The 25,063-nt window shown below is 37.3% G+C and carries 23 protein-coding genes and 1 riboswitch; of the genes, 18 read left to right on the top strand and 5 right to left on the bottom strand.

The window, feature by feature from the left end; genetic code table 11:
- Window positions 1–60: 60 nt before the first annotated feature.
- Window positions 61–342: a hypothetical protein gene (locus tag KI356_RS07460; RefSeq protein ID WP_128282728.1), complete on the bottom strand. Its 282-nt coding sequence runs from the start codon at window positions 340–342 to the stop codon at window positions 61–63.
- Window positions 343–608: 266 nt separating this feature from the next.
- A riboswitch (purine riboswitch) is annotated at window positions 609–710 on the top strand.
- Between the two features lie 110 nt (window positions 711–820).
- On the opposite strand from KI356_RS07460, the gene purE reads away from it, so the two are divergent.
- The 12 genes from purE (at window position 821) to purD (ending at window position 13,876) form a co-directional block, all read left to right on the top strand.
- Entirely contained in the window at window positions 821–1,306 is a 486-nt protein-coding gene (gene purE, locus KI356_RS07455) for a 5-(carboxyamino)imidazole ribonucleotide mutase (protein WP_000839367.1), read from the top strand.
- A complete protein-coding gene (gene purK, locus KI356_RS07450) occupies window positions 1,303–2,454 on the top strand; it encodes a 5-(carboxyamino)imidazole ribonucleotide synthase (RefSeq protein WP_212935140.1) in 1,152 nt (383 codons plus the stop codon). Before purE ends, purK begins: the two co-directional genes overlap by 4 nt.
- Window positions 2,451–3,758, top strand: coding sequence for an adenylosuccinate lyase (purB, locus tag KI356_RS07445; protein WP_128282725.1), 1,308 nt, complete (start codon window positions 2,451–2,453; stop codon window positions 3,756–3,758). Before purK ends, purB begins: the two co-directional genes overlap by 4 nt.
- 88 nt (window positions 3,759–3,846) lie before the next feature.
- A complete protein-coding gene (purC, locus tag KI356_RS07440; protein ID WP_001170543.1) occupies window positions 3,847–4,566 on the top strand; it encodes a phosphoribosylaminoimidazolesuccinocarboxamide synthase in 720 nt (239 codons plus the stop codon).
- Window positions 4,559–4,813: a phosphoribosylformylglycinamidine synthase subunit PurS gene (gene purS, locus KI356_RS07435; protein ID WP_000278821.1), complete on the top strand. Its 255-nt coding sequence runs from the start codon at window positions 4,559–4,561 to the stop codon at window positions 4,811–4,813. Before purC ends, purS begins: the two co-directional genes overlap by 8 nt.
- Window positions 4,810–5,493 carry a phosphoribosylformylglycinamidine synthase subunit PurQ gene (purQ, locus tag KI356_RS07430; protein ID WP_088094913.1) on the top strand — a complete coding sequence of 228 codons (684 nt, stop codon included), beginning with the start codon at window positions 4,810–4,812 and terminating at the stop codon, window positions 5,491–5,493. Before purS ends, purQ begins: the two co-directional genes overlap by 4 nt.
- A complete protein-coding gene (gene purL, locus KI356_RS07425; protein WP_002115583.1) occupies window positions 5,477–7,696 on the top strand; it encodes a phosphoribosylformylglycinamidine synthase II in 2,220 nt (739 codons plus the stop codon). The genes purQ and purL overlap by 17 nt, the downstream gene beginning before the upstream one ends.
- A complete protein-coding gene (gene purF / locus KI356_RS07420; protein WP_128282723.1) occupies window positions 7,681–9,096 on the top strand; it encodes an amidophosphoribosyltransferase in 1,416 nt (471 codons plus the stop codon). Before purL ends, purF begins: the two co-directional genes overlap by 16 nt.
- A 100-nt stretch (window positions 9,097–9,196) precedes the next feature.
- A complete protein-coding gene (gene purM / locus KI356_RS07415; protein ID WP_128282722.1) occupies window positions 9,197–10,237 on the top strand; it encodes a phosphoribosylformylglycinamidine cyclo-ligase in 1,041 nt (346 codons plus the stop codon).
- Window positions 10,234–10,821 (top strand): phosphoribosylglycinamide formyltransferase, encoded by a 588-nt coding sequence (gene purN, locus KI356_RS07410; protein ID WP_212935139.1) that lies wholly within the window; start codon window positions 10,234–10,236, stop codon window positions 10,819–10,821. Before purM ends, purN begins: the two co-directional genes overlap by 4 nt.
- 24 nt (window positions 10,822–10,845) lie before the next feature.
- Window positions 10,846–12,381, top strand: coding sequence for a bifunctional phosphoribosylaminoimidazolecarboxamide formyltransferase/IMP cyclohydrolase (gene purH / locus KI356_RS07405; RefSeq protein ID WP_212935138.1), 1,536 nt, complete (start codon window positions 10,846–10,848; stop codon window positions 12,379–12,381).
- A 223-nt stretch (window positions 12,382–12,604) separates the two neighbouring features.
- The gene (gene purD, locus KI356_RS07400; RefSeq protein WP_212935137.1) at window positions 12,605–13,876 is read left to right on the top strand and encodes a phosphoribosylamine--glycine ligase; all 1,272 of its coding nucleotides are present in this window, start codon (window positions 12,605–12,607) and stop codon (window positions 13,874–13,876) included.
- A 78-nt stretch (window positions 13,877–13,954) separates the two neighbouring features.
- On the opposite strand, the gene KI356_RS07395 is transcribed toward purD, so the two are convergent.
- A complete protein-coding gene (locus KI356_RS07395; protein WP_128282713.1) occupies window positions 13,955–15,133 on the bottom strand; it encodes a YbfB/YjiJ family MFS transporter in 1,179 nt (392 codons plus the stop codon).
- 122 nt (window positions 15,134–15,255) lie between these two features.
- Here KI356_RS07395 and KI356_RS07390 point away from each other — a divergent pair, with 122 nt between their 5' ends.
- Window positions 15,256–16,146, top strand: a complete 891-nt coding sequence (locus tag KI356_RS07390) for a LysR family transcriptional regulator (RefSeq protein ID WP_128282711.1) — start codon at window positions 15,256–15,258, stop codon at window positions 16,144–16,146.
- Between the two features lie 20 nt (window positions 16,147–16,166).
- Here KI356_RS07390 and KI356_RS07385 read toward each other — a convergent pair whose 3' ends face one another.
- From KI356_RS07385 to KI356_RS07375, 3 genes are all read right to left on the bottom strand, one after another.
- The gene (locus KI356_RS07385) at window positions 16,167–16,331 is read right to left on the bottom strand and encodes a type II toxin-antitoxin system antitoxin (RefSeq protein WP_001085171.1); all 165 of its coding nucleotides are present in this window, start codon (window positions 16,329–16,331) and stop codon (window positions 16,167–16,169) included.
- 16 nt (window positions 16,332–16,347) lie between these two features.
- A complete protein-coding gene (locus KI356_RS07380; RefSeq protein ID WP_128282710.1) occupies window positions 16,348–17,193 on the bottom strand; it encodes an SPFH domain-containing protein in 846 nt (281 codons plus the stop codon).
- 222 nt (window positions 17,194–17,415) lie between these two features.
- Window positions 17,416–17,793 (bottom strand): YgaP family membrane protein, encoded by a 378-nt coding sequence (locus KI356_RS07375; RefSeq protein WP_128282709.1) that lies wholly within the window; start codon window positions 17,791–17,793, stop codon window positions 17,416–17,418.
- 339 nt (window positions 17,794–18,132) lie between these two features.
- Between KI356_RS07375 and pcrB the strand changes: the two genes are divergently transcribed.
- The 5 genes from pcrB to KI356_RS07350 all read left to right on the top strand — a co-directional run.
- Window positions 18,133–18,822: a heptaprenylglyceryl phosphate synthase gene (gene pcrB / locus KI356_RS07370; protein ID WP_128282707.1), complete on the top strand. Its 690-nt coding sequence runs from the start codon at window positions 18,133–18,135 to the stop codon at window positions 18,820–18,822.
- Between the two features lie 10 nt (window positions 18,823–18,832).
- Window positions 18,833–21,058 carry a DNA helicase PcrA gene (gene pcrA, locus KI356_RS07365; RefSeq protein ID WP_212935136.1) on the top strand — a complete coding sequence of 742 codons (2,226 nt, stop codon included), beginning with the start codon at window positions 18,833–18,835 and terminating at the stop codon, window positions 21,056–21,058.
- 15 nt (window positions 21,059–21,073) lie between these two features.
- Entirely contained in the window at window positions 21,074–23,083 is a 2,010-nt protein-coding gene (gene ligA / locus KI356_RS07360) for an NAD-dependent DNA ligase LigA (RefSeq protein ID WP_212935135.1), read from the top strand.
- Window positions 23,084–23,099: 16 nt separating this feature from the next.
- Entirely contained in the window at window positions 23,100–24,296 is a 1,197-nt protein-coding gene (locus KI356_RS07355) for a CamS family sex pheromone protein (protein ID WP_128282702.1), read from the top strand.
- A gap of 94 nt (window positions 24,297–24,390) precedes the next feature.
- Window positions 24,391–25,063: TSUP family transporter (locus KI356_RS07350; RefSeq protein ID WP_212935134.1), on the top strand; the 673-nt coding region annotated here is incomplete at its 3' end.

Here is a 25,063-nt window from a genome sequence, read left to right as displayed (position 1 = left end):
GTAGGACGTCGCCAAGCAAAAACCTAAGTCGTTTCGACTTAGGTTTTTTTATGTTTATTTTTATTTACCAAATGTCATAATCCATATATTTAATAACGCTAAAGAAGAAAAGAGAATGAAATAGAGACTGTTTAAAATAATGGCAATGATGTTTTGTATTCCTGATTTTCCGAATGTCCCTAAAATAATACCTAAGATAGGAAACATTATTTCTACGAGAAGTATATATTTTAAATAATGAGCGTAGAAAAAATGAGATGGTATAAATAAGTATTCAATAATTACAGCAATTACTGCGATAGAGAAAAATAAATAGGATAATAGCACAGTTATTTTTTTCATGACTATTCCCCCTTAGAAATTAAATCGCTACAATATAAGTTCACAAGAGTGTATATATTTTGATTAAAACATATTGAAATACTATATAAACAACTATACACAAAATAGATCTCTAGAAATATATATTCTAATTCCCTTTCCTTCTTGCATATAGTTGCAATTCTCCTTTTGAATATAACTAAAACACGAACGTTATCGATGACTGTTAAAAAAACATTCGATTATTTGTTGACATTGTTTATGAAATATTGTTAATATAGCCATAGAAACAATAATATATAAGACCTCATATAATCGCGGGGATATGGCCTGCAAGTCTCTACCTAACGACCGTTATTCGTTAGACTATGAGGGAAAGTCACTCGGTATTTTTCTATTCACAAGGGATACGTATGCCTGAGTAGAGCGCTTTCTCTCATAGTAAAAGAGAAACTGTTCTATTTCAGGCTTTTTTTATTTGAATCGGGGGGATTCTAATATGAAATCACTAGTTGGAGTCATAATGGGAAGTACGTCAGACTGGGAAACAATGAAATATGCTTGTGACATTTTAGATGAATTAAATATACCGTATGAGAAAAAAGTTGTATCCGCTCATCGGACTCCGGATTATATGTTTGAATATGCAGAGACGGCTCGTGAACGTGGATTGAAAGTTATTATTGCTGGAGCTGGCGGGGCAGCACATTTACCAGGAATGGTTGCAGCGAAGACGAATCTTCCTGTAATCGGAGTTCCAGTTCAATCAAAAGCGTTAAACGGCTTAGATTCATTATTATCCATCGTCCAAATGCCAGGAGGGGTTCCAGTTGCAACTGTTGCAATTGGTAAGGCTGGTTCAACCAATGCTGGTTTACTTGCTGCACAAATACTTGGATCATTCCATGATGACATACATGATGCATTAGAATTGAGAAGAGAAGCAATTGAAAAAGATGTGCGCGAAGGTAGTGAGTTAGTATGACGAGAATCATTTTACCTGGAAAAACAATCGGTATTATTGGAGGCGGCCAGCTAGGAAGAATGATGGCGTTGGCAGCTAAGGAGATGGGATATAAAATTGCTGTTTTAGATCCTACAAAAAACTCACCATGTGCACAAGTTGCTGATATTGAAATTGTTGCATCATATGACGATTTAAAAGCAATTCAGCATTTAGCAGAGATCAGTGATGTTGTCACATATGAATTTGAGAATATTGATTATAGATGTTTACAATGGCTTGAAAAACATGCTTACTTACCGCAAGGCAGTCAGTTGTTAAGTAAAACGCAAAATCGTTTTACCGAAAAGAATGCAATTGAAAAAGCGGGACTACCAGTAGCAACGTATAGATTGGTTCAAACTCAAGAGCAGCTTACTGAAGCAATAGCTGAGTTATCATTCCCTTCCGTCTTAAAAACAACGACAGGTGGATATGATGGGAAAGGGCAAGTTGTTTTAAGAAGTGAAGCTGACGTTGATAAAGCGCGAAACCTTGCGAATGCAGCAGAGTGTATTTTAGAGAAATGGGTACCTTTTGAAAAAGAAGTATCAGTTATTGTAATTCGTAGTGTAAGTGGTGAAACGAAAGTATTTCCGGTAGCGGAAAATATTCATGTAAATAACATTTTGCATGAATCCATCGTACCAGCTCGCATTACAGAAGAGCTTTCTCAAAAAGCAATTGCTTACGCAAAGGTACTTGCGGATGAATTAAAACTTGTGGGAACACTAGCGGTAGAGATGTTTGCTACAGCTGACGGTGAGATTTACATTAATGAATTAGCACCAAGACCTCACAATTCAGGGCACTATACACAGGATGCATGTGAAACGAGTCAATTTGGTCAACATATTCGAGCAATCTGTAATTTACCTCTTGGAGAAACAAATTTGTTAAAACCAGTTGTCATGGTTAACATTTTAGGCGAACATATAGAAGGGGTCCTAGGACAAGTGAATAGATTAACCGGGTGCTATTTACACTTGTATGGAAAAGAAGAAGCAAAAGCGCAGCGAAAAATGGGGCATGTTAATATTTTAAATGATAATATTGAAGTCGCTCTAGAAAAAGCGAAGAGTTTGCATATTTGGGACCATCAAGAACAACTGTTGGAGGGAAAAAGATGATTAATCGTTATACACGCCCTGAGATGGGTGCGATTTGGACGGAAGAGAACAAATTTAAAGCGTGGTTAGAAGTTGAGATTTTAGCTTGTGAAGCATGGGCTGAGCTTGGCGATATTCCAAAAGAAGATGTTAAAAAAATTCGTGAGCATGCATCATTTGATATCGATCGTATTTATGAAATTGAAAAAGAGACACGTCACGATGTAGTTGCATTCACTCGTGCTGTATCAGAAACACCAACATTAGGTGAAGAACGCAAATGGGTTCATTATGGTTTAACATCTACAGACGTAGTAGATACAGCTTTATCTTACATCTTAAAACAAGCAAATGAAATCTTGTTAAAAGACTTAGAAAACTTTGTTAGCATTTTAGCTAATAAAGCGAAAGAGCATAAATACACGATCATGATGGGAAGAACACACGGTGTTCATGCAGAGCCAACAACATTTGGTTTAAAACTTGGTCTTTGGTATGAAGAAATGAAACGTAACGTAGAGCGTTTCAAACAAGCTGCTAATACAGTTCGCGTTGGTAAATTATCTGGTGCGGTTGGTACATACGCGAATATTGATCCATTCGTAGAAAAATATGTTTGTGAAAACTTAGGATTAGAAGCAGCACCAATTTCTACACAAACATTACAACGTGATCGCCATGCACATTACATGTCAACACTTGCACTAATCGCAACATCTATTGAAAAGATGGCAGTTGAGATCCGTGGTTTACAAAAGAGTGAAACACGTGAAGTTGAAGAGGCTTTCGCAAAAGGTCAAAAAGGTTCTTCTGCAATGCCACATAAACGTAATCCAATTGGATCTGAAAATATGACTGGTTTAGCTCGTGTTATCCGCGGTTATATGATGACAGCTTACGAGAATGTTCCGTTATGGCATGAGCGTGATATCTCTCACTCTTCTGCAGAACGCGTAATTTTACCAGATGCTACAATCGCGTTAAATTACATGTTAAATCGTTTTGGTAATATCGTTAAAAACTTAACTGTATTCCCAGAGAATATGAAACGCAATATGACAAGAACATACGGCTTAATTTACTCTCAGCGCGTAATGCTTACACTAATTGACAAAGGTCTGGTGCGTGAAGAAGCTTATGATATCGTACAGCCTAAAGCAATGGAAGCTTGGGAAACACAAGTACAATTTAAAGAGCTTGTAGAAGCTGATGAGCGTATTACAAGTAAGTTAACGCAAGAAGAAATTAACGAATGCTTTAATTATGAACATCATATGCAACACGTTGATACAATCTTTGAACGCCTTGGATTAAACGAAGCGTAAAATTTCATATGGCACAGAATAGAGTCATTCTGTGCCATTCTTTATAAAAATATTATTCACATTTTTCAAACTACAGGGGGCTTGCGAAATGCAAAAGCTAGAATTGCTGTATGAAGGTAAGGCAAAAAGAATTTATCGTACAGAATCAGCAGATATGGTTTGGGTAGAGTACAAAGATAGTGCGACTGCTTTCAATGGGGAGAAAAAAGAGACGATTACAGGAAAAGGTCGTTTGAACAATGAGATTACAACTTTATTGTTCAGAAAGTTACAAGAAGTAGGAATTAAAACACATTTTGTTGAGAAGTTATCTGAAACAGAGCAACTTGTTAAAAAAGTGAGTATTATTCCCCTAGAAGTTGTCACAAGAAATGTAATTGCAGGAAGCCTTTCAAAACGTTTAGGAATGGAAGAGGGAACTGTACTTGCAGAACCAATCGTAGAATTTTACTTCAAAGATGATGATTTAGGAGATCCGCTTGTAACGGAAGATCATATTCGTGTATTAAACGTTGCATCACCAGAGCAAGTAAGCGTATTACGAGATATGGCTCTACAAATCAATCAAGTGTTGATTGATCATTTCGCAAGCTGTCGTGTAAGATTAGTAGATTTTAAATTAGAGTTTGGTGTAACAGATGAAGGAGAAATCATTTTAGCGGATGAAATTTCACCAGATACTTGCCGTTTATGGGATGAAACGAGCAATGAAAAATTTGATAAAGACGTATTCCGTCGTGACCTTGGAAATTTAACAGAAGCTTATGAAGAGATTTTAAAACGTTTAGGGGGAATTTCACATGTATAAAGTTAAGGTATATGTAACGTTAAGAGAAAGCGTATTAGATCCACAAGGAACAGCGGTAAAAGGGGCACTTCATAGTCTTTCGTTCACAGAAGTACAAGACGTTCGAATCGGAAAATATATGGAATTAACAATTGATAAATCAGTATCTGACCTTGACGCAAAGGTAAAAGAAATGTGTGAAAAACTATTAACAAACGTTGTAATGGAAGACTTCCGTTATGAAGTTGAGGAGGTTGTCGCACAGTGAAATTTGCAGTCATAGTATTCCCAGGTTCGAACTGTGATGTCGATATGTTCCATGCAATTAAAGATGAGCTTGGTGAAGAAGTAGATTACGTTTGGCACGATAGAGAGAATTTAGATGAATATGATGCAATTTTACTACCAGGTGGATTCTCTTACGGTGACTATTTACGTTGTGGTGCTATTTCTCGCTTTGCTAACGCAATGAAAGCAGTGCAAAAAGCTGCTGAGCAAGGAAAGCCAATTTTAGGAGTGTGTAATGGATTCCAGATTCTTGTTGAATCAGGATTACTACCAGGAGCATTAATGAGAAACGAAAACTTAAAGTTTATGTGCCGTACGGTTCAGTTACGTGTTGAAAATAATGAAACTATGTTTACATCACAATATGAAAAAGATGAAGTAATCAATATTCCAATTGCACATGGTGAGGGGAATTACTATTGTGATGAAGAAACTCTTAAAAGATTAGAAGAGAATAATCAAATTGCATTCCGTTACGTGGAAAATCCGAATGGAAGCGTTTCAGATATTGCTGGTATTGTAAATGAAAAAGGAAATGTTCTTGGTATGATGCCACATCCAGAGCGTGCTGTAGATGAACTACTTGGCGGTGCTGAAGGGTTAAAAGTCTTTCAATCTATCTTAAAACAGTGGAGGGAAACATATGTCGTTAATGCTTGAACCAAATCCAACACAAATTAAAGAAGAGCGCATATATGCGGAAATGGGGCTAACAGACGAAGAGTTTGCCATGGTTGAAAAGATTTTAGGACGTCTGCCAAATTATACAGAAACAGGATTATTCTCTGTAATGTGGTCTGAACATTGTAGTTATAAAAATTCAAAGCCAGTTCTTCGCAAGTTCCCAACGACAGGTGAGCGCGTTCTGCAAGGACCTGGGGAAGGCGCTGGAATTGTAGATATCGGTGATAATCAAGCGGTTGTATTTAAAATGGAAAGTCATAATCACCCTTCAGCTATTGAACCATATCAAGGCGCAGCAACAGGCGTTGGTGGTATTATTCGTGACGTATTCTCTATGGGAGCACGTCCAGTAGCTCTATTAAACTCACTTCGTTTCGGTGAATTACAATCACCACGTGTGAAATATTTATTCGAAGAAGTAGTAGCAGGAATAGCAGGATACGGTAACTGTATCGGTATTCCTACTGTTGGCGGAGAAGTACAATTTGATCCATGTTACGAAGGAAATCCACTTGTAAATGCAATGTGCGTAGGTTTAATTAACCACGAAGATATTAAAAAAGGTCAAGCGCACGGTGCTGGCAATACAGTAATGTACGTAGGAGCATCAACTGGTCGTGATGGTATTCACGGTGCAACATTCGCATCTGAAGAGCTATCTGAAAGTTCAGAAGCGAAGCGTCCAGCAGTTCAAGTAGGAGATCCATTTATGGAGAAGCTTCTTATCGAAGCATGTTTAGAATTGATTCAATCTGATGCACTTGTTGGAATTCAAGATATGGGTGCAGCTGGTTTAACATCATCTTCTGCAGAAATGGCAAGTAAAGCAGGAATGGGTATTGAAATGTACTTAGATGATGTACCACAGCGTGAAACAGGAATGACACCATATGAAATGATGCTATCTGAATCACAAGAGCGTATGTTAATTGTTGTGAAAAAAGGTAGAGAGCAAGAAATAGTAGATTTATTTGAGAAGTATGGTCTTGCAGCGGTTACGATGGGGAAAGTAACAGAAGACAAAATGCTTCGTTTATTCCATAAAGGTGTGAAGGTAGCTGAAGTTCCAGCAGATGCTCTTGCAGAAGAAGCGCCAATTTATTACAAACCATCAAAAGAAGCAGCATACTTTGCTGAGTTCCAGCAGATGAAAATGGAAACACCAAAAGTAGAAGATTATAAAGAAACGTTATTCGCTTTACTACAACAACCGACGATTGCAAGTAAAGAGTGGGTATATGATCAATATGATTATCAAGTACGCACAAGCACAGTTGTTACACCAGGTTCAGATGCAGCGGTTGTACGTGTACGCGGTACAGAAAAAGGATTAGCGATGACGACGGATTGTAATTCTCGTTACATTTATCTAGATCCAGAAATGGGCGGTAAAATTGCAGTAGCAGAGGCAGCACGTAATATCGTATGTTCTGGCGGGGAGCCACTTGCAATTACAGATTGCTTAAACTTTGGTAACCCAGAGAAACCAGAGATCTTCTGGCAAATTGAGAAATCAGTAGACGGTATGAGTGAAGCTTGTCGCACATTACAAACGCCAGTTATTGGCGGAAATGTATCAATGTATAACGAACGTAGTGGCGAAGCTGTATATCCAACACCAACTGTTGGGATGGTCGGTCTTGTACATGATTTAAAACACGTAACAACACAAGAATTTAAACAAGCTGGCGATTTAGTTTATGTAATTGGAGAGACGAAAGCTGAGTTTGGCGGAAGTGAATTACAGAAAATGATTCACGGTAAAATTTTCGGTCAATCACCAAGTATCGATCTAGATGTAGAATTAAAACGCCAAAAACAAGTACTAGAAGCAATTCAAGCTGGCCTTGTTCAATCTGCACATGATGTTGCTGAAGGTGGTTTAGCAGTTGCAATTTCAGAAAGTGCAATTGGTGCTAACGGTTTAGGTGCTACTGTGAAATTAGACGGAGAAGCAACAGCAGTATTATTTGCGGAATCACAGTCTCGCTTCGTTATAACTGTAAAACGTGAAAATAAAGAAGCGTTTGAGAAAGTGGTAGAAGCAATTCAAGTTGGAGAAGTGACAAATACAAATGAAGTAACAATTCATAATGAAGAAAATGAAGTATTACTTACAGCAAATGTAGATGAAATGAGAAAGGCTTGGAAAGGGGCAATCCCATGCTTGCTGAAATAAAGGGGTTAAATGAAGAATGTGGCGTTTTTGGAATTTGGGGGCATGAAAATGCAGCACAAGTTTCGTACTACGGATTGCACAGTTTACAGCACCGTGGGCAAGAGGGCGCAGGCATTGTTGTAAATAATGGGGAAAAAATCATCGGTCACAAGGGGTTAGGTTTAATATCAGAAGTGTTTTCAAGAGGTGAGCTAGAAGGCTTAAACGGAAAATCAGCAATTGGACACGTACGATATGCGACAGCTGGCGGAAGTGAAGTTGCTAACGTTCAACCATTATTATTCCGTTTTTCTGATCACAGTATGGCACTAGCTCATAACGGAAATTTAATTAACGCAAAAATGCTTCGTCGTGAATTAGAGGCAGAGGGAAGTATTTTTCAAACAAGTTCAGATACAGAGGTACTTTTACATCTTATTAAACGTAGTACAAAAGATTCTTTAATTGAAAGTGTAAAAGAGGCCCTAAATAAAGTGAAAGGTGCGTTTGCATATCTTTTACTAACTGGAAATGAAATGATCGTTGCGCTAGATCCGAATGGATTCCGTCCTCTTTCAATTGGAAAGATGGGGGATGCTTACGTTGTAGCATCAGAAACATGTGCTTTTGATGTAGTAGGTGCAACACACATTCGTGATGTAGAACCTGGTGAATTAATTATCATTAATGATGAAGGAATTCACGTAGATCGTTTCACAAATGATGTAGAACATGCAATTTGTAGTATGGAATACATTTACTTTGCACGCCCTGATTCTAATATTGCTGGCGTTAATGTTCATGCAGCACGTAAAAATATGGGGAAACGTTTAGCGGCGGAAGCTCCTATTGAAGCTGATGTTGTTACTGGTGTACCAGACTCTAGTATTTCGGCAGCAATTGGTTATGCGGAGGCGACAGGCATTCCATATGAGTTAGGACTAATTAAAAATCGTTACGTTGGACGTACGTTTATTCAACCTTCTCAAGAACTGCGAGAGCAAGGGGTTAAGATGAAGCTTTCAGCAGTAAGAGGTGTAGTTGAAGGAAAACGAGTTGTTATGATTGACGATTCTATCGTAAGAGGAACGACAAGTAAGCGAATTGTTCGTATGCTTCGCGAGGCTGGAGCGACAGAAGTTCATGTAAGAATCGCTTCACCACCTCTTAAGTATCCATGCTTCTATGGCATTGATATTCAAACGAGAAAAGAATTAATTGCAGCAAATAATACAGTAGAAGAAATCCGTGAAATGATCGGTGCAGATTCACTAACATTTTTAAGCGAAGATGGATTGGTAGATGCAATTGGACGTCCGTATGAAGGGAAATATGGCGGCCTATGTATGGCTTACTTTAATGGGGACTATCCGACAGCTCTTTATGATTATGAGCAAGAGCTTTTAGAAAGCATGAAATAAGAAGAAAAAAGCTTCTACTTCTTTTGATGTAGAAGCTAGCTTCTTTCTTAAAACGGCCGCCCTGGATGGGGAGAAATTAAAAGACGAGGTGTAAATAACGATGGCGAATGCATATAAGCAAGCAGGAGTAGATATTGAAGCTGGATATGAAGCGGTATCTCGCATGAAAAAACACGTACAAACAACAATGAGAAAAGAAGTACTAGGTGGTTTAGGCGGTTTTGGAGGTATGTTTGATCTATCAAAATTTGCATTAGAAGAACCTGTATTAGTATCTGGAACAGATGGCGTGGGAACGAAATTGATGCTCGCTTTTATGGCAGATAAACATGACACAATTGGTATTGATGCAGTAGCAATGTGCGTAAACGATATTGTTGTCCAAGGAGCAGAGCCGCTTTTCTTCCTTGATTATATTGCTTGTGGTAAAGCTGAACCTAGTAAAATTGAAAACATCGTCAAAGGTATATCAGAGGGCTGTCGCCAAGCTGGTTGTGCATTAATTGGTGGAGAAACAGCTGAAATGCCAGGAATGTATTCTACGGAAGAATACGATTTAGCTGGTTTTACAGTTGGAATTGTTGATAAAAAGAAAATTGTAACAGGTGAAAAAATTGAAGCTGGTCACGTATTAATTGGCTTAGCATCTAGCGGTATTCATAGTAACGGTTATTCTTTAGTACGAAAAGTATTACTAGAAGATGGAGAACTATCTTTAGATCGTATTTATGGACGCTTAGAACTACCTCTTGGTGAAGAATTATTAAAACCAACGAAAATTTATGTCAAACCTATTTTAGAACTATTGAAGAAACATGAAGTATACGGTATGGCACATATTACAGGTGGAGGCTTTATTGAAAATATTCCACGTATGTTGCCAGAAGGAATCGGTGCAGAAATTGAACTAGGATCTTGGGAAATTCAGCCGATTTTCAGTTTACTTCAAGAAGTTGGGAAACTAGAAGAGAAAGAAATGTTCAATATTTTTAACATGGGTGTTGGTATGGTAGTAGCGGTGAAGGAAGAAGAGGCAAAAGATATTGTTCGTCTTCTTGAAGAGCAAGGAGAAACAGCTCGTATTATTGGACGTACTGTACAAGGTACTGGTGTTACCTTTAACGGGGGCACAGAACTATGAGTAGATTAGCAGTTTTTGCTTCTGGAAGCGGATCTAACTTTCAATCTCTCATTAATGCAGTAGAAGAAAAAAGATTGGGTGCAGATATTAGTTTATTAGTATGTGATAAACCAGAGGCACGCGTTATTGGACGGGCACATTATCATCATATTCCGTGTTTCGCCTTTTCAGCGAAAGCATATGAATCAAAAGAAGCATTTGAAAAAGAAATATTAAAGAGGCTAGAAGAGTATGAAATTGATTATGTTATTTTAGCTGGATATATGCGTTTAATTGGGCCGACTTTACTAGAAGCATACGGCGGGAAGATTATTAATATTCACCCATCACTGCTACCTAGTTTTCCGGGTAAAGATGCTGTCGGTCAAGCGTTAGAAGCAGGTGTAAAAGTAACTGGAGTAACAATTCATTATGTAGATGCAGGTATGGATACAGGTCCAATTATTGCACAAGAAGCAGTAGTTGTTTCTGAAGGGGATATGAGAGAAAGCTTACAAAAGAAAATTCAACAAGTTGAACATAAATTATACGTAAATACAGTGAATCAAATTGTTCAGTCTGCGAAAGAAACAACTGTTAACTAACATACAACCAGGGGTGAAGGATAAATGAAAAAGCGTGCATTAGTAAGTGTTTCAGATAAAACAGGAGTAGTAGAATTTGTTAAAGGTTTACTAGAACAAGGGATCGAAGTTATTTCAACAGGTGGTACGAAAAAATTACTAGAAGAGAACGGCTTACAAGTAATTGGTATTTCTGAAGTAACAGGTTTCCCAGAAATTATGGATGGCCGTGTAAAAACATTACATCCAAATATTCATGGTGGTCTATTAGCGGTTCGTGATAATGAAACGCATGTAGCGCAAATGAATGAACTAGGCATTCAAGCAATTGATTTTGTTGTTGTAAACTTATATCCGTTTAAAGAAACAATCGCTAAGCCTGATGTAACATTTGCTGATGCAATTGAAAATATTGATATCGGTGGCCCAACAATGATTCGCTCTGCTGCGAAAAATCATAAATTTGTATCAGTAATTGTAGATCCAGTAGATTATGATGTTGTATTAGCAGAACTAAAAGAGAACGGTGAAGTAAAAGAAGAAACGAAACGAAAATTAGCAGCGAAAGTATTCCGCCATACAGCGGCATATGATGCGTTAATTTCTAACTACTTAACAGAGCAAATGGGCGAAGAAAGCCCAGAAACATTAACGGTGACATTCGAGAAAAAACAAGATTTACGCTATGGCGAAAATCCGCATCAAAAAGCAACGTTCTATAAAGCGCCATTCGCAGCAACTTCTTCTGTTGCATACGCAGAACAATTACACGGTAAAGAATTATCTTATAACAATATCAACGATGCGGATGCAGCGCTTAGCATCGTGAAAGAATTTACAGAACCGGCAGTAGTAGCGGTAAAACATATGAATCCATGTGGTGTTGGAGTAGGAACTGATATTCATGAAGCATACACACGTGCTTATGAAGCTGATCCAGTATCAATCTTCGGCGGTATTATTGCAGCGAATCGTGAAATTGATAAAGCTACAGCTGAAAAGTTACATGAAATTTTCTTAGAGATTGTTATCGCTCCTTCGTTCTCGCAAGAAGCTTTAGAAGTGTTGCAAAGCAAGAAGAACTTACGCTTACTAACTGTAAATATTGAAAAAGCGACAAGTGCAAGCAAAAAACTAACTTCTGTACAAGGTGGTCTTCTTGTTCAAGAGGAAGATACGTTATCATTAGATGAAAGTGCAATTTCAATTCCAACGAAACGTGAACCATCAGAGCAAGAGTGGAAAGATTTAAAACTAGCTTGGAAAGTTGTAAAACATGTGAAATCAAATGCAATTGTTTTAACGAATGATAACATGACAGTTGGTGTAGGTGCGGGACAGATGAACCGTGTCGGTTCTGCAAAAATCGCAATTACACAAGCTGGCGAAAAAGCACAAGGTAGCGCACTTGCATCTGATGCTTTCTTCCCAATGCCAGATACAGTAGAAGAAGCAGCAAAAGCTGGTATTACAGCAATTATCCAACCAGGCGGATCGATCCGTGATGAGGATTCTATTAAAGTGGCAGATAAGTATGGGATTGCTATGGTGTTCACTGGCGTACGTCATTTCAAACATTAATAGAGGATGTTTAAAAGGTCCGGTCAAGATAACTGTCGCATGTCGTCGTTGCATTGCCAGTGCGGTACTCATGTAGGAAAACTACACTCCGTGTCCTCCTGGCGAATGCGCCTCGACCTGCTCGGTTCTCTTGATCCTCCCTTTTAAACTTCTATTGATATGAAAAAGCAAACTAGGAGCATAGCTTCTAGTTTGTACTTATTTAATTATTGGGGGATGAAATATGAATGTTTTAGTAATCGGCCGTGGTGGGCGTGAGCATGCTTTAGCTTGGAAGTTTGCACAATCTGAAAAGGTAGAAAAAGTATATGTAGCGCCAGGGAATGAAGGTATGCGAGATGTTGCAATACCAATTGATATTGATGAGAATGATTTTGATGCACTAGTCTTATTTGCAAAAGAAAATAATGTAGGCTTAACTTTCGTTGGACCAGAAATTCCACTTATGAACGGAATCGTTGATTGCTTTAAGGAAGAGGGACTTCGTGTATTTGGGCCTAATAAAGCGGCTGCTGTTATTGAAGGTAGTAAAGCTTTTACGAAAGAATTGATGAAAAAATATAATATTCCAACTGCGGCATATGAAACTTTTACAGACTATGAAGAGGCAGTAAAGTACATTCAAAAAGTTGGTGCACCGATCGTAATTAAGGCAGATGGGTTAGCTGCTGGCAAAGGTGTAACGGTAGCAATGACGCTTGAAGAGGCATTACAAGCTGTGAAAGAAATGCTACAAGATGTGAAATTTGGCAAAGCAAGTAAGAAGGTCGTTATTGAAGAATTTTTAGATGGGCAAGAATTTTCATTAATGGCATTTGTCAATGGAACAACTGTGCATCCAATGGTAATTGCTCAAGATCATAAACGAGCTTTTGATGGCGATAAAGGTCCAAATACAGGCGGAATGGGCGCATATTCTCCAGTACCACAAATTCCGGAATCAGCAGTTCAAGAAGCGATTCAAACAGTATTACATCCAACTGCTAAAGCGATGATCCAAGAAGATCGTTCGTTTACAGGGATTTTATATGCGGGACTTATTTTAACGAATGATGGTCCAAAGGTAATTGAGTTCAATGCACGCTTTGGTGACCCTGAAACAGAAGTTGTATTACCTCGCTTAGAAAATGATTTAGTTGATGTATGTAACGCTGTATTAGATGAAAGTGAATTAACGTTAGAATGGTCAAAGGAAGCAGTTATTGGTGTTGTACTTGCTTCGAAAGGTTATCCAGAAGCGTATAAAAAAGGTGAAATTATTAACGGATTAGATCGTTTAGAAGATGCTATTGTCTTTCATTCAGGTACAGCGATGAAGCATGGGGATTTTGTAACAAATGGTGGCCGTGTACTATTTATTGCTTATAAAGCGAAAGACTTACAAGAAGCGAAAGATAGAGTGTATAAAGAAATCGCAAAGATTGAGAGCGATGGCTTATTTTATCGTAGTGATATAGGATATCGTACGATTGGGCATGAGATTACGCGAAGCTAACATATGTTAGCTTCTTTTTTTATAGGAAATAGAGTATAGTACGTTGAATCTTTTCAAGAGATTATAAACTATTTGTATCTATATACACTTTTTCTCTACCTGCTTACATCTTATTTCTCCAATTAATAATAGTAGTATTGAGATGATTAACGTAAGAGCAGCGACAAGGAGTGGGAGGGAAAAACTTTGCATTTGCTTCGCAATAATACCTGTAAAGATTGGACCGATAATTTGGCCAATCCCATAAACACCTGTCGTATAACCAATGATTTTATTACTTTCATTCGGTCTTATTCGTTTTGCTTCTGTAGTTGTTAAAATTGTAATTCCGACGAATGTAGCACCTAGAAGGAATGCACTTAGAAATGCCCCAAAAAGGTTTGGAATAAGGAGTGGAGAAAGTACACTTATAATTTGTAACATATAGGCGGATGTAAGAGCTCGTGTTGGCCCGTACTTCCGAGTAACAGTGGACCAAAGGTAACTAGATGGGATGACAGCAATACCGACAATAATCCAGCTACAAGATGCATAGAAGGGTGATAGTGTAATTCTTTCTACAATGGTGACAAGGAAGGTCCCTGTAATGATATAGCCAAACCCTTCGAATCCGTAAGCTAAAATAAGCCAAAATAAATAGTTTTTTCTATGTGATGTAGCTTGTATAGTACTTTTGGGTTGCTGTATAGTATGTCTACTGTCCTCTCTTAACCATTTCCATACAAGGATAGCTAAACTAAAACTAATAAGTCCTAACCCAATCCATGCACCTTGCCAATTCCAAATTGAGTTGAATAAAGGTGCGAAACTTCCAGAGAAAATAATGCCAATTCCAACACCGCTATAAATCATGCCACCTAGCATGACTTTATTACTTTGAAATAAATAATCTAAAACAATACTAGAGGCAAGAACAAATACAATTGCACTTGTGAAACCACCGATAAAGCGAAGGGGAAACCATAAAAAGATATAAGAGGTTAAGCCCATACAAAGAGTTGAAAGAACATTGAAGAATAAACAGTGGTGTAATATTTTTTCACGATTTTTTATCGTAATGAATCCAATAAAGAATGCCCCAAGTAAATAACCAAGATAATTACTGGACGCTAAATATCCAGCGAGGTCATCTTCTATATGGGCTTGCTTTTCCATAAAAGAAATAATCGGTGTGTAGGCGAACCGACTAATACCCATGACAGCTATTAAAGAACATATCCCAGCTATAATCATTTTCCATGTTTTTGTCTCGTTCATATAATCTCCCTTCTTGAAATATCTTCTAATATATATGATAGAGGAATATATATGGGGCGTAAAATACTGATTTTTTATATGTAATATCAAAATTAATGATATGAACGAAGGGAGATGAACGAATGAACTTACAAGATTTTGTAGCTTTTTATATGGTCGCGCAGGAGAAAAGTATTTCAAGAGCAGCTATTCGGTTGAATTTTGTTCAATCAAACATAACAGCAAAAATAAAACGGCTAGAAGCTGAATATGAAACACAATTATTTTATAGGCATCGAGATGGAGTTACATTAACACCAGCCGGAGAAAAGTTGTTAACATACGCTGAAAAAATGATTCAATTATTAAATGAATCAAAAAGGCAAGTGAAACATGTAGCGGAGCCTGGAGGAGTATTGAAAATTGGAGCGATGGAAACAGCAGCAGCTGTTAGATTGCCTACGATTTTAGCTAATTATCATATGCGCTATCCAGAAGTGGAAATTATGTTGCAAACGCACAATACGGAAGAATTAACGAAGAAGGTACTTTTATATGAAATAGAGGGGGCATTTGTAGCTGATTGTATAGATGATCCAGCTTTAGAAAAGATAGAAGTATTTCAAGAGGAAATGATGTTACTTTCAAAGCGGAATGTTTTGTGGGATAACGGATGTTCGGAGTCGCAGTCTTTTATCGTTTTTCAATCAGGTTGTTTTTATAGAAAAGTTTTAGAAGAATGGTTACTATCTGAAGGGATTGTTCCAAAAAAAATAATGGAATTAAATTCTTTAGACGGTATTATTGGATGCGTAAAAGCTGGACTTGGGGTGTCTATGTTACCACATGAAGTAGCAGAGCAATTTGATGGCCATAAAGAACTTATTCATACACCGTTAGTACATGAAAACAGGTTTATTCCGACTTATTTTATTTATCGGAAAGATAGTGCGAGAACAGCGGCGTTATGCAAGTTTATTGATGACTTGCTTTGTATAGAAAATATTAGTAAGTGTATAAAAACAGCCCGCTGAAAATTCAGTGGGCTGTTTGTTCATGCATCTTTATCTTTTTTTAGTTTCCCTTTTTGCTTTGCCATTTCTCGAAGTAAATACTCGATGTGTGCATTGACGCTACGAAACTCATCATTCGCCCATTTTTCGATGACTGCGTGTAATTCAGGATCAATACGTAATGGAAAGCTTTTCTTTTTAGCCATAATTATTTACAACCTTTTAGTATAGGCTTCCTGTATTAATAACTGGTTGCGCACCTTTATCTGACACGATGGCAACTAATAAGTTGTTTACCATATTTGCTTTACGCTCATCATCGAGTTCCAGTACGCCTTCTTCGTCTAACATATGGATTGAATCTTTCGCCATCTTCACAGCACCTTCAACAATCTCTTTTCTAGCAGCTAATACTGCTTTTGCTTGTTGACGTTGAAGCATTGCATGGGCAATTTCTGTTGCGTAAGCCAAATGTGTTAAACGAGTTTCTAATACTTCCACGCCAGCGATTTCAAGACGTTCTTCTAACTCGCGCTTTAATTCTTCAGAGATTTCTTCAGTATTTCCTCGTAGCGTGATACAAGTTTCATCTTGGAAATTATCATAAGGATATTTTGTTGCAACGTGGCGGATTGCTGTTTCGCTTTGGATTTCTACAAATCGATCGTAATGCTCAACACCAAACATTGCTTTTGCAGAATCAACAACTTTATATACGATAACGGCTGCAATTTCAATTGGATTTCCTTCAACATCGTTTACTTTTAATTTCTTACTATTAAAGTTTTCAACACGTAACGATACAGTTTGACGGAATGCGAATGGAATTGTTAAAAATAAACCGTTTTGACGAATTGTTCCTAAATAATTACCGAAGAACGTAATGACTTTCGCTTGATTCGGTTGAACGATACCGATACCTGTAGCTAAAACAGATGCTAATATGAGAACTAAAATAGCTATTACAAACATTTCTTGTACAAGGCAAAATACACCGATAGCGGCTAAAACTAAAATTCCAATAACGCCGAGAAAACCATTTACATAAAAAACTTGTTTTTCTTTCATATAATCGCCTCCCTGATATAAAAATGATATCACTTTTATATCATTTTAAGCAAGGGGTTTAAACCTAATTTTCAGAATCTTATTTATTGATATCTTTTATGTACGTTTTAGGGGCGAAAAAACAAGAATATACGTTCTGTTTTATGGTAAAATAAAGAAGACTTAACCGCCCACTGCAGCAGCTAAGTCCCTTTGAGAGCATCTTGCATCGTGACAAATGATTCAAAGCGGTTTTGCCAGGATTATATCTTCAATCGCTGACTCAATCTCTTTGTCAGAAGCGTCATAACTTCCATTTGACTGTGGTTTGTCATGATTGGAAGTTTGAGTAACTTCTTTTTTAGCATGTCCTTTTTCAGCAAAATTCATGCTAGGCATTTTAACTGCGCCCATACTCATGAATTTTCCAAATTTACATACTTCAGCAATAGGGCAGAAACGAACAATCCCCTCTGCAATTTTCATTGCACCAAACCATAGTAAAACTTTAGACCAAGTGCACCACGGTTTGCGTACGAGTTTAGCTGTACTACAACCGAAGAGGATAAGGCCGAGTGTAATTCGAATTAGAGCATTGATTGTACCGATGTTTTGCTTCATTTGAAAAACACTCCTTTTTGATGAACTTTGAAATAGCAAATACTATTTCTTTTATTAGTATCCCATGTGATTTTGGTGATATGTAATCCAACATTTGACGTTAAAAAAGATGTTGGATTGGGCGTGTGTGTAAGTAGCTTTTTTTGTTATAATGAAAGAATGCGTAAAAGGAAGTTCAAAATTAAATCCTCCCGTTTGAAAGAATATGGAAGAGGGAATTCCAAACTTAATTCTCCGCTTTAAACAAATATTTAAGATGAAGTTAAAAAAATCCTGACAAAAATAAACTGTTATTTTGAACAGAGGTATATATAAATAGAGAAAAGAAAGGGTGTTTTCATGTACGATATTTCCAAATGGAAACATGTATTTAAGCTTGATCCAAATAAGGAGTTAAGTGACGAACATTTAGAAATGATTTGTGAATCTGGAACGGATGCTGTTATTGTAGGCGGAAGTGATGGAGTGACAATTGATAACGTATTACACATGCTAGTTAGCATTCGTAGATATGCAGTTCCTTGTGTGTTAGAGGTTTCTGATTTGGAAGCAATTACACCGGGATTTGATTTTTATTACATCCCAAGTGTTTTAAATAGCCGAAAAGTAGAATGGGTAACAGGTGTTCATCATGAGGCATTGAAAGAATTTGGGGATATTATGGACTGGGACGAAATTTTCATGGAAGGGTATTGTGTTTTAAATCCAGAAGCGAAAGTAGCCCAGCTTACAGATGCAAAATGTGATTTAACAGAAGATGATGTTATTGCATATGCACGTTTAGCAGACAAGCTATTACATTTACCTATATTTTATTTAGAATATAGCGGGACGTATGGAGATATTGAACTTGTTAAAAACGTAAAAGCAGAATTGAAACAAGCTAAGCTATATTATGGCGGTGGTATTTCTAATGCAGAACAAGCGAAAGAAATGGCACAGTATGCTGATACAGTAGTTGTTGGAAATGTTATATATGATGATATAAAATCGGCATTAAAAACAGTTAAAGCAGTAAAAGGAGAGTAGGTGCAGGCGTATGACAGATAGGTTATTAAATGGTTTAAATCCACAGCAACAAAAAGCAGTACAAACAACAAATGGACCACTTCTATTAATGGCAGGTGCAGGTAGTGGGAAAACACGTGTGTTAACACACCGTATTGCGTATTTACTTGGTGAAAAAGGTGTGGCACCATGGAATGTACTAGCAATTACTTTTACAAATAAAGCTGCTCGTGAAATGCGTGAGCGTATTGATAAACTTGTTGGACCAGAGGCAGAAGATATTTGGATTTCTACGTTCCACTCTATGTGTGTACGTATTTTACGACGTGATATTGACCGCATTGGGATTAATCGTAACTTTACGATTTTAGATGCAGGTGATCAGTTAACTGTAGTAAAAAAAATTATGAAAGAGCGCAATATTGACCCGAAAAAGTTTGAGCCGCGCTCTATTTTAGCGGGTATTAGTAATGCGAAAAATGAACTGTTATCTGCAGATAAATATGCAAAAAAAATTACAATCGCTGATCCATATGAAAAATTAACGAGCGATGTATATACAGAATATCAAAAACGTCTTTTGAAAAATAACTCATTAGACTTTGATGATTTAATTATGACAACGATTCAGCTATTTGAGCGCGTTCCAGAAGTGCTAGAGTTTTATCAACGCAAATTCCAATATATTCATGTTGATGAGTATCAAGATACGAACAAAGCCCAGTACCTTCTTGTTAAACATTTGGCAGCGCGTTTTAAAAATCTTTGCGTTGTAGGTGACTCAGATCAGTCTATTTACCGCTGGCGTGGTGCTGATATTTCTAACATTTTGTCATTCGAAAAAGACTATGAGAATGCACAAGTTATTCTGTTAGAACAAAACTATCGTTCATCACAAAATATTTTAAATGCAGCTAATGCTGTAATTGAAAAGAATTCAAACCGTAAACCGAAGAAATTATGGACAGACAATCAAATTGGGAGCAAAATTTCGTATTATCGTGCTGCAACCGAAAAGGACGAAGCGTATTTTGTTGCGAAAAAAATCCGTGATGATATTCAAATGGGGAAACGAAAATATACCGATTTTGCAGTATTATATCGTACGAATGCCCAGTCTCGTATGGTCGAGGAGATTTTCCTGAAATCTAATATCCCTTACAAAATTGTCGGCGGTACTAAGTTCTACGATCGTAAAGAGATTAAAGACATTTTGGCGTACTTACGTTTAATTGGGAATCCAGATGATGAGATTAGTTTTGCGCGTATTATTAACATGCCGAAGCGCGGGATTGGTGCTACTTCTATCGATAAAATTATTAATTATGGTGTGCAAAACGGAATTTCATTAACTGCAGTATTTGATGAGATTGAGCATGTTGGTGTAAGTGCAAAAATAACAAAAGCAGTAAAAGAATTCGCAAGTTTATTACACAACTGGGTAAATATGCAAGAGTATTTATCTGTTACAGAATTAGTAGAAGAAGTTATTGAAAAGACAGGCTATCGCGATATGTTGAAAAATGAGCGTTCTTTAGAAGCAGAAGGTCGTTTAGAAAACTTAGACGAGTTTTTATCTGTTACACAAACATTTGAATCTCAAAGCGAAGATAAGAGCCTTGTTGCATTCTTAACAGATTTAGCACTTGTTGCTGATATTGATCGTGTAGATGAAGATCCAACTGCTGGTGAGGAAGTTATTTTAATGACGATGCACTCAGCAAAAGGATTAGAGTTCCCAGTTGTCTTTATTGTTGGCTTAGAGGAAGGGATATTCCCGCATACTCGTTCTCTTATGGAAGAAGATGAAATGCAAGAAGAGCGTCGTCTTGCTTATGTAGGTATTACTCGTGCAGAAGAAGAGTTATATTTATCGAATGCGCAAATGCGTACTTTATTTGGTAGAACAAGTATGAATGCAGCATCTCGATTTATTACAGAAATTCCGGCAGAGTTAGTAGAACCATTAAATGAAACAGCGCCGAAGCGTGAAACTTCGTTTGGTGCAAAAGGAAGAACGACAAGCGCAACTACAACACGTTCTCGTTCAGCTTTCGTACGTCCGGCTGTTAAGACGACAGGTGGCGAGCAAATTGGCTGGGCAATAGGCGATAAAGCTTCTCACCAGAAGTGGGGAGTCGGTACAGTTGTAAGTGTTAAAGGTGAAGGTGATGCAAAAGAATTAGATATTGCGTTCCCAAGCCCAATTGGTATTAAACGTTTATTAGCAAAATTTGCACCTGTGACGAAACAATAGGAAAGGAATGAGGATATGTCAAAAGAGGTAACAAAAAAACGTATAGAAGAACTGCGTGATTTGTTAAATACATTTAACTATCAATATCACGTATTAGACAATCCTTCTGTTTCTGATGCGGAATATGACCGTAATATGCAGGAGCTTATGAAATTAGAAGTAGAGAACCCTGAATTTGTAACGGAAGACTCCCCCTCTATTCGAGTTGGGGGAGCTGTACTTGATATATTTGAAAAGGTAACGCATAAATCACCGATGTTAAGTTTAGGTAACGCATTTAATGAAGGTGATTTGCGTGATTTTGACCGAAGAGTACGTCAAGGAATTGATGATGCGAATGTAAGATATATATGCGAGTTAAAAATTGACGGACTTGCTGTTTCACTTCATTATGAAAAAGGACGCTTTATTCAAGGTGCAACACGTGGTGATGGTGTAACGGGTGAAGACATTACCCAAAACTTGAAAACGATTAAAGCAATTCCACTTCGATTAAATGAAGAAGTAACGTTAGAAGCGCGAGGCGAGGCTTATATGCCGAAGCGTTCATTCGTTAAATTAAATGAGGAAAAAGAGCAAAATGGTGAAGATGTATTTGCGAATCCACGTAATGCGGCAGCAGGATCGATACGTCAACTTGATCCGAAAATTGCAGCGAAGCGTAACTTATCTATGTTTGTGTATGGTCTTGCTAATGTAGAAGAAAAAACAATTCCATCCCACAGTGAATCACTGGATTTCTTAGGCGAGCTTGGATTTAAGACGAATCCAAATCGTCGTACATGTGAAACAATTGAAGACGTAATAGGCTATGTAGAAGAGTGGCAAGAAAAACGCCCGCATCTTGATTATGAGATTGACGGAATCGTTATAAAAGTAGACGATGTTGCTCTTCAAGAAAGCTTAGGAACTACAGCAAAGAGCCCAAGATGGGCAATAGCTTATAAATTCCCGGCTGAAGAAGTTGTGACAAGATTAACAGGGATTGAATTAAGTGTCGGCCGCACAGGGGTTGTAACACCAACTGCAGAGCTCGAGCCAGTGAGAGTGGCTGGTACTATCGTTCGTCGTGCTTCTTTACATAACGAAGATTTAATTCGTGAAAAGGATATTCGAATTGGTGACTATGTTGTTGTGAAAAAGGCTGGAGATATCATTCCTGAAGTTGTGAACGTTATTTTTGATAAGCGTACTGGTGAGGAAGAAGAATATCATATGCCAACGCATTGTCCAGCATGTGAGAGTGAACTTGTTCGTTTAGAAGAAGAAGTAGCACTTCGATGTATAAATCCGACTTGTCCAGCTCAAATTCGTGAAGGATTAATTCATTTCGTTTCAAGAAATGCAATGAATATTGATGGACTTGGCGAACGTGTAATTACACAACTCTTTGATGCAGATTATATTCGTACGTTTGCTGATTTATATTCATTGACGAAAGAGCAATTACTAGAGCTAGAACGTTTCGGTGAAAAATCAGCAACAAATTTAGTCCAAGCAATTGAGAATTCTAAGGACAACTCATTAGAGCGATTATTATTCGGTCTTGGTATTCGTCATGTCGGTGCGAAAGCCGCGCGTACATTTGCTGAGCATTTCGAAACGATGGATGAGCTTGTGAAAGCGACGGAAGAAGAACTAAAAACAATTAACGAGATTGGTGAAAAAATGGCTCAATCCGTTGTAACGTATTTCGATAATGAAGACGTATTAGAGCTATTACAACAATTTAAAGAGTATGGCGTGAACATGGCATACAAAGGTATAAAAATTGCTGATTTACAAAATGTTGAATCTTACTTCGCAGGAAAAACTGTCGTCTTAACAGGGAAATTAGAAGTTATGGGTCGCAGTGAAGCGAAGAAGAAGATTGAGGCATTAGGTGGAAAAGTAACAGGAAGTGTTAGTAAAAGTACGGATTTAGTTGTTGCTGGTGAAGCTGCTGGTTCGAAATTAGCGCAAGCAGAGAAGCACAATGTTGAGGTTTGGAATGAAGAGAGGTTCTTACAAGAGCTGAATAAGTAAGAGGTGCAAACTTACGATGAAAAAAATAGCGTTAGCGGTATTAAGTCTTAGCCTACTTGTAAGTGGGTGTAGCATGGGTTCCAATAAAGATGAAAAAACAGTTGAGAAATCGGGGAAAGCGAAAGAACAAGCTGTTATTCCGAAATACTCGATTTCGGATGAATATTATAAGACAACGGTTCCGTTTAATCCAGGTGAGGCACGTGGCTTAGTTGTACAAGGTTTAAATAGTCGTCTAGATGTAGATGAATTTGAAACGGGACTAATGCGCATTGCCAAAGAATCATTTAGTACGAAAGATTATTTCTTTAGAGGCGGAAAATCTCTAGATGCTCAAACTATACAAATGCTTGTAAAAAGAAAGCGTACAGACGCTGAACAAAAAGAGCTAGAGGATAAGTTGAAAAAGGATGCAGTTAAATTTCCGAATATCGGACTGAATCCAGCCTTAAGTGAAGGTTCAGAGTCACTAGAAGTGAAAAATAAAAAAAATCCAATGTATATCTCAAATGTTTTAGAGCATGATTACTACGTACAAAAAGGTGAGAACGATGTTGAACGTGGTGGCATTGTAATTGGATTAGCGATGAATTCTGTTCAATATTATGAGGAAGAGCATGGATATCCGCGTGAGGCTGCAATCCCGGATGAAAAAATGTTAGCTGAAGGGAAAAGAATGGCACAAGAAATCTTGAAAGTCATGCATCAAAAAGACGCTAGCACAAAAAATGTTCCAATAACATTTGCAATTTATCGTCAAGGTCCAAAGTCTTCACTTGTGCCAGGGAATTTTGTTTCTTATGCCAAGGTAGAAAAAGGTAGTGAAACGGTTGAGGATTGGAAAGCAATCAATGAGAAATATTATTTGTTCCCATCTGAACAAGCAAAAGCGGATAATAAACGTGAAGACCTTGCAAGGGTGTCAAACTTTAAAGCGAAGTTAAGTGAGTATTTCCAAGGCGATTATACAGCTGTTATCGGTACTGGAATGTATAGAGATGATGAATTAAAAGAAATGAAGCTCGATATTCCTGTCCAATTCAATGGAAAAGCGGAAGTCATTGGTTTTACACAATATGTAGCTGGACTTGTTATGGAATACTTCCCGAATTATATGAAAGTACAAGTAACAATTAAATCTGTAGAAAGTCCAGAAGCAATTATTATACGTGAAGCGAAGCAAGATGAACCGTTTGTGAAAATTTTAGATTAAAGATGAGAGCTGTTCCTTTATGGAACAGCTTTTTTTCTTGAGTAATTTTGTTATAATTTAAAATGTTATAAATAAAGGGGTAAGGGGAAAAGTTATGGATGAACTAAGCTTTCAAGTCATTATTTTATTAATTGCATTCGGATTTTTAGCGGCTTTTATTGATTCAGTTGTTGGAGGGGGAGGGTTGATTTCGCTTCCTGCACTTATGTTTGTTGGTTTATCACCAGCTTCGGCCATCGCAACGAATAAATTAGCTGCAACGATGGGGACGCTTACGAGTACAATTTATTTTATTCGATCAGGCAAGGTGGATTTTCGGATTGTAGGAAAGTTAATCCCGTTAACTATTATTGGAGCAGTCGCAGGTGCTTTAGTAGTAAAGTTTATTCCACCTGATATTTTGCGTCCACTAGTACTCGTAATGTTGGTTTTTATTGCTATTTTTATTATTGCAAAAAAAGATTGGGGAAGTGCATCTACCTATAAAAAGATGACAAAAGGGAAAACATTAATGTTTTTCTTTGCTATTTTAATGATAGGATTTTATGATGGATTTTTTGGACCAGGGACAGGATCCTTTTTAATTTTTGCATTTTTATTAATTGGTTTGGATTTTATTCAAGCGGCAGCATCTGGAAAACTTTTGAATTTCGTTAGTAATATCGTATCTTTAATTACTTTTTTATTTTTAGATGTGATTCATTTTGAATACGGTATAATTATGGGATTATCAATGATTTTAGGTGCTTATTTTGGATCGAAGTTTG

It is taken from the genome of Bacillus hominis (assembly GCF_018332515.1).
Taxonomy (GTDB): Bacteria; Bacillota; Bacilli; order Bacillales; family Bacillaceae_G; genus Bacillus_A; species Bacillus_A hominis.
This window is presented reverse-complemented; position numbering and strand designations above follow the sequence as displayed.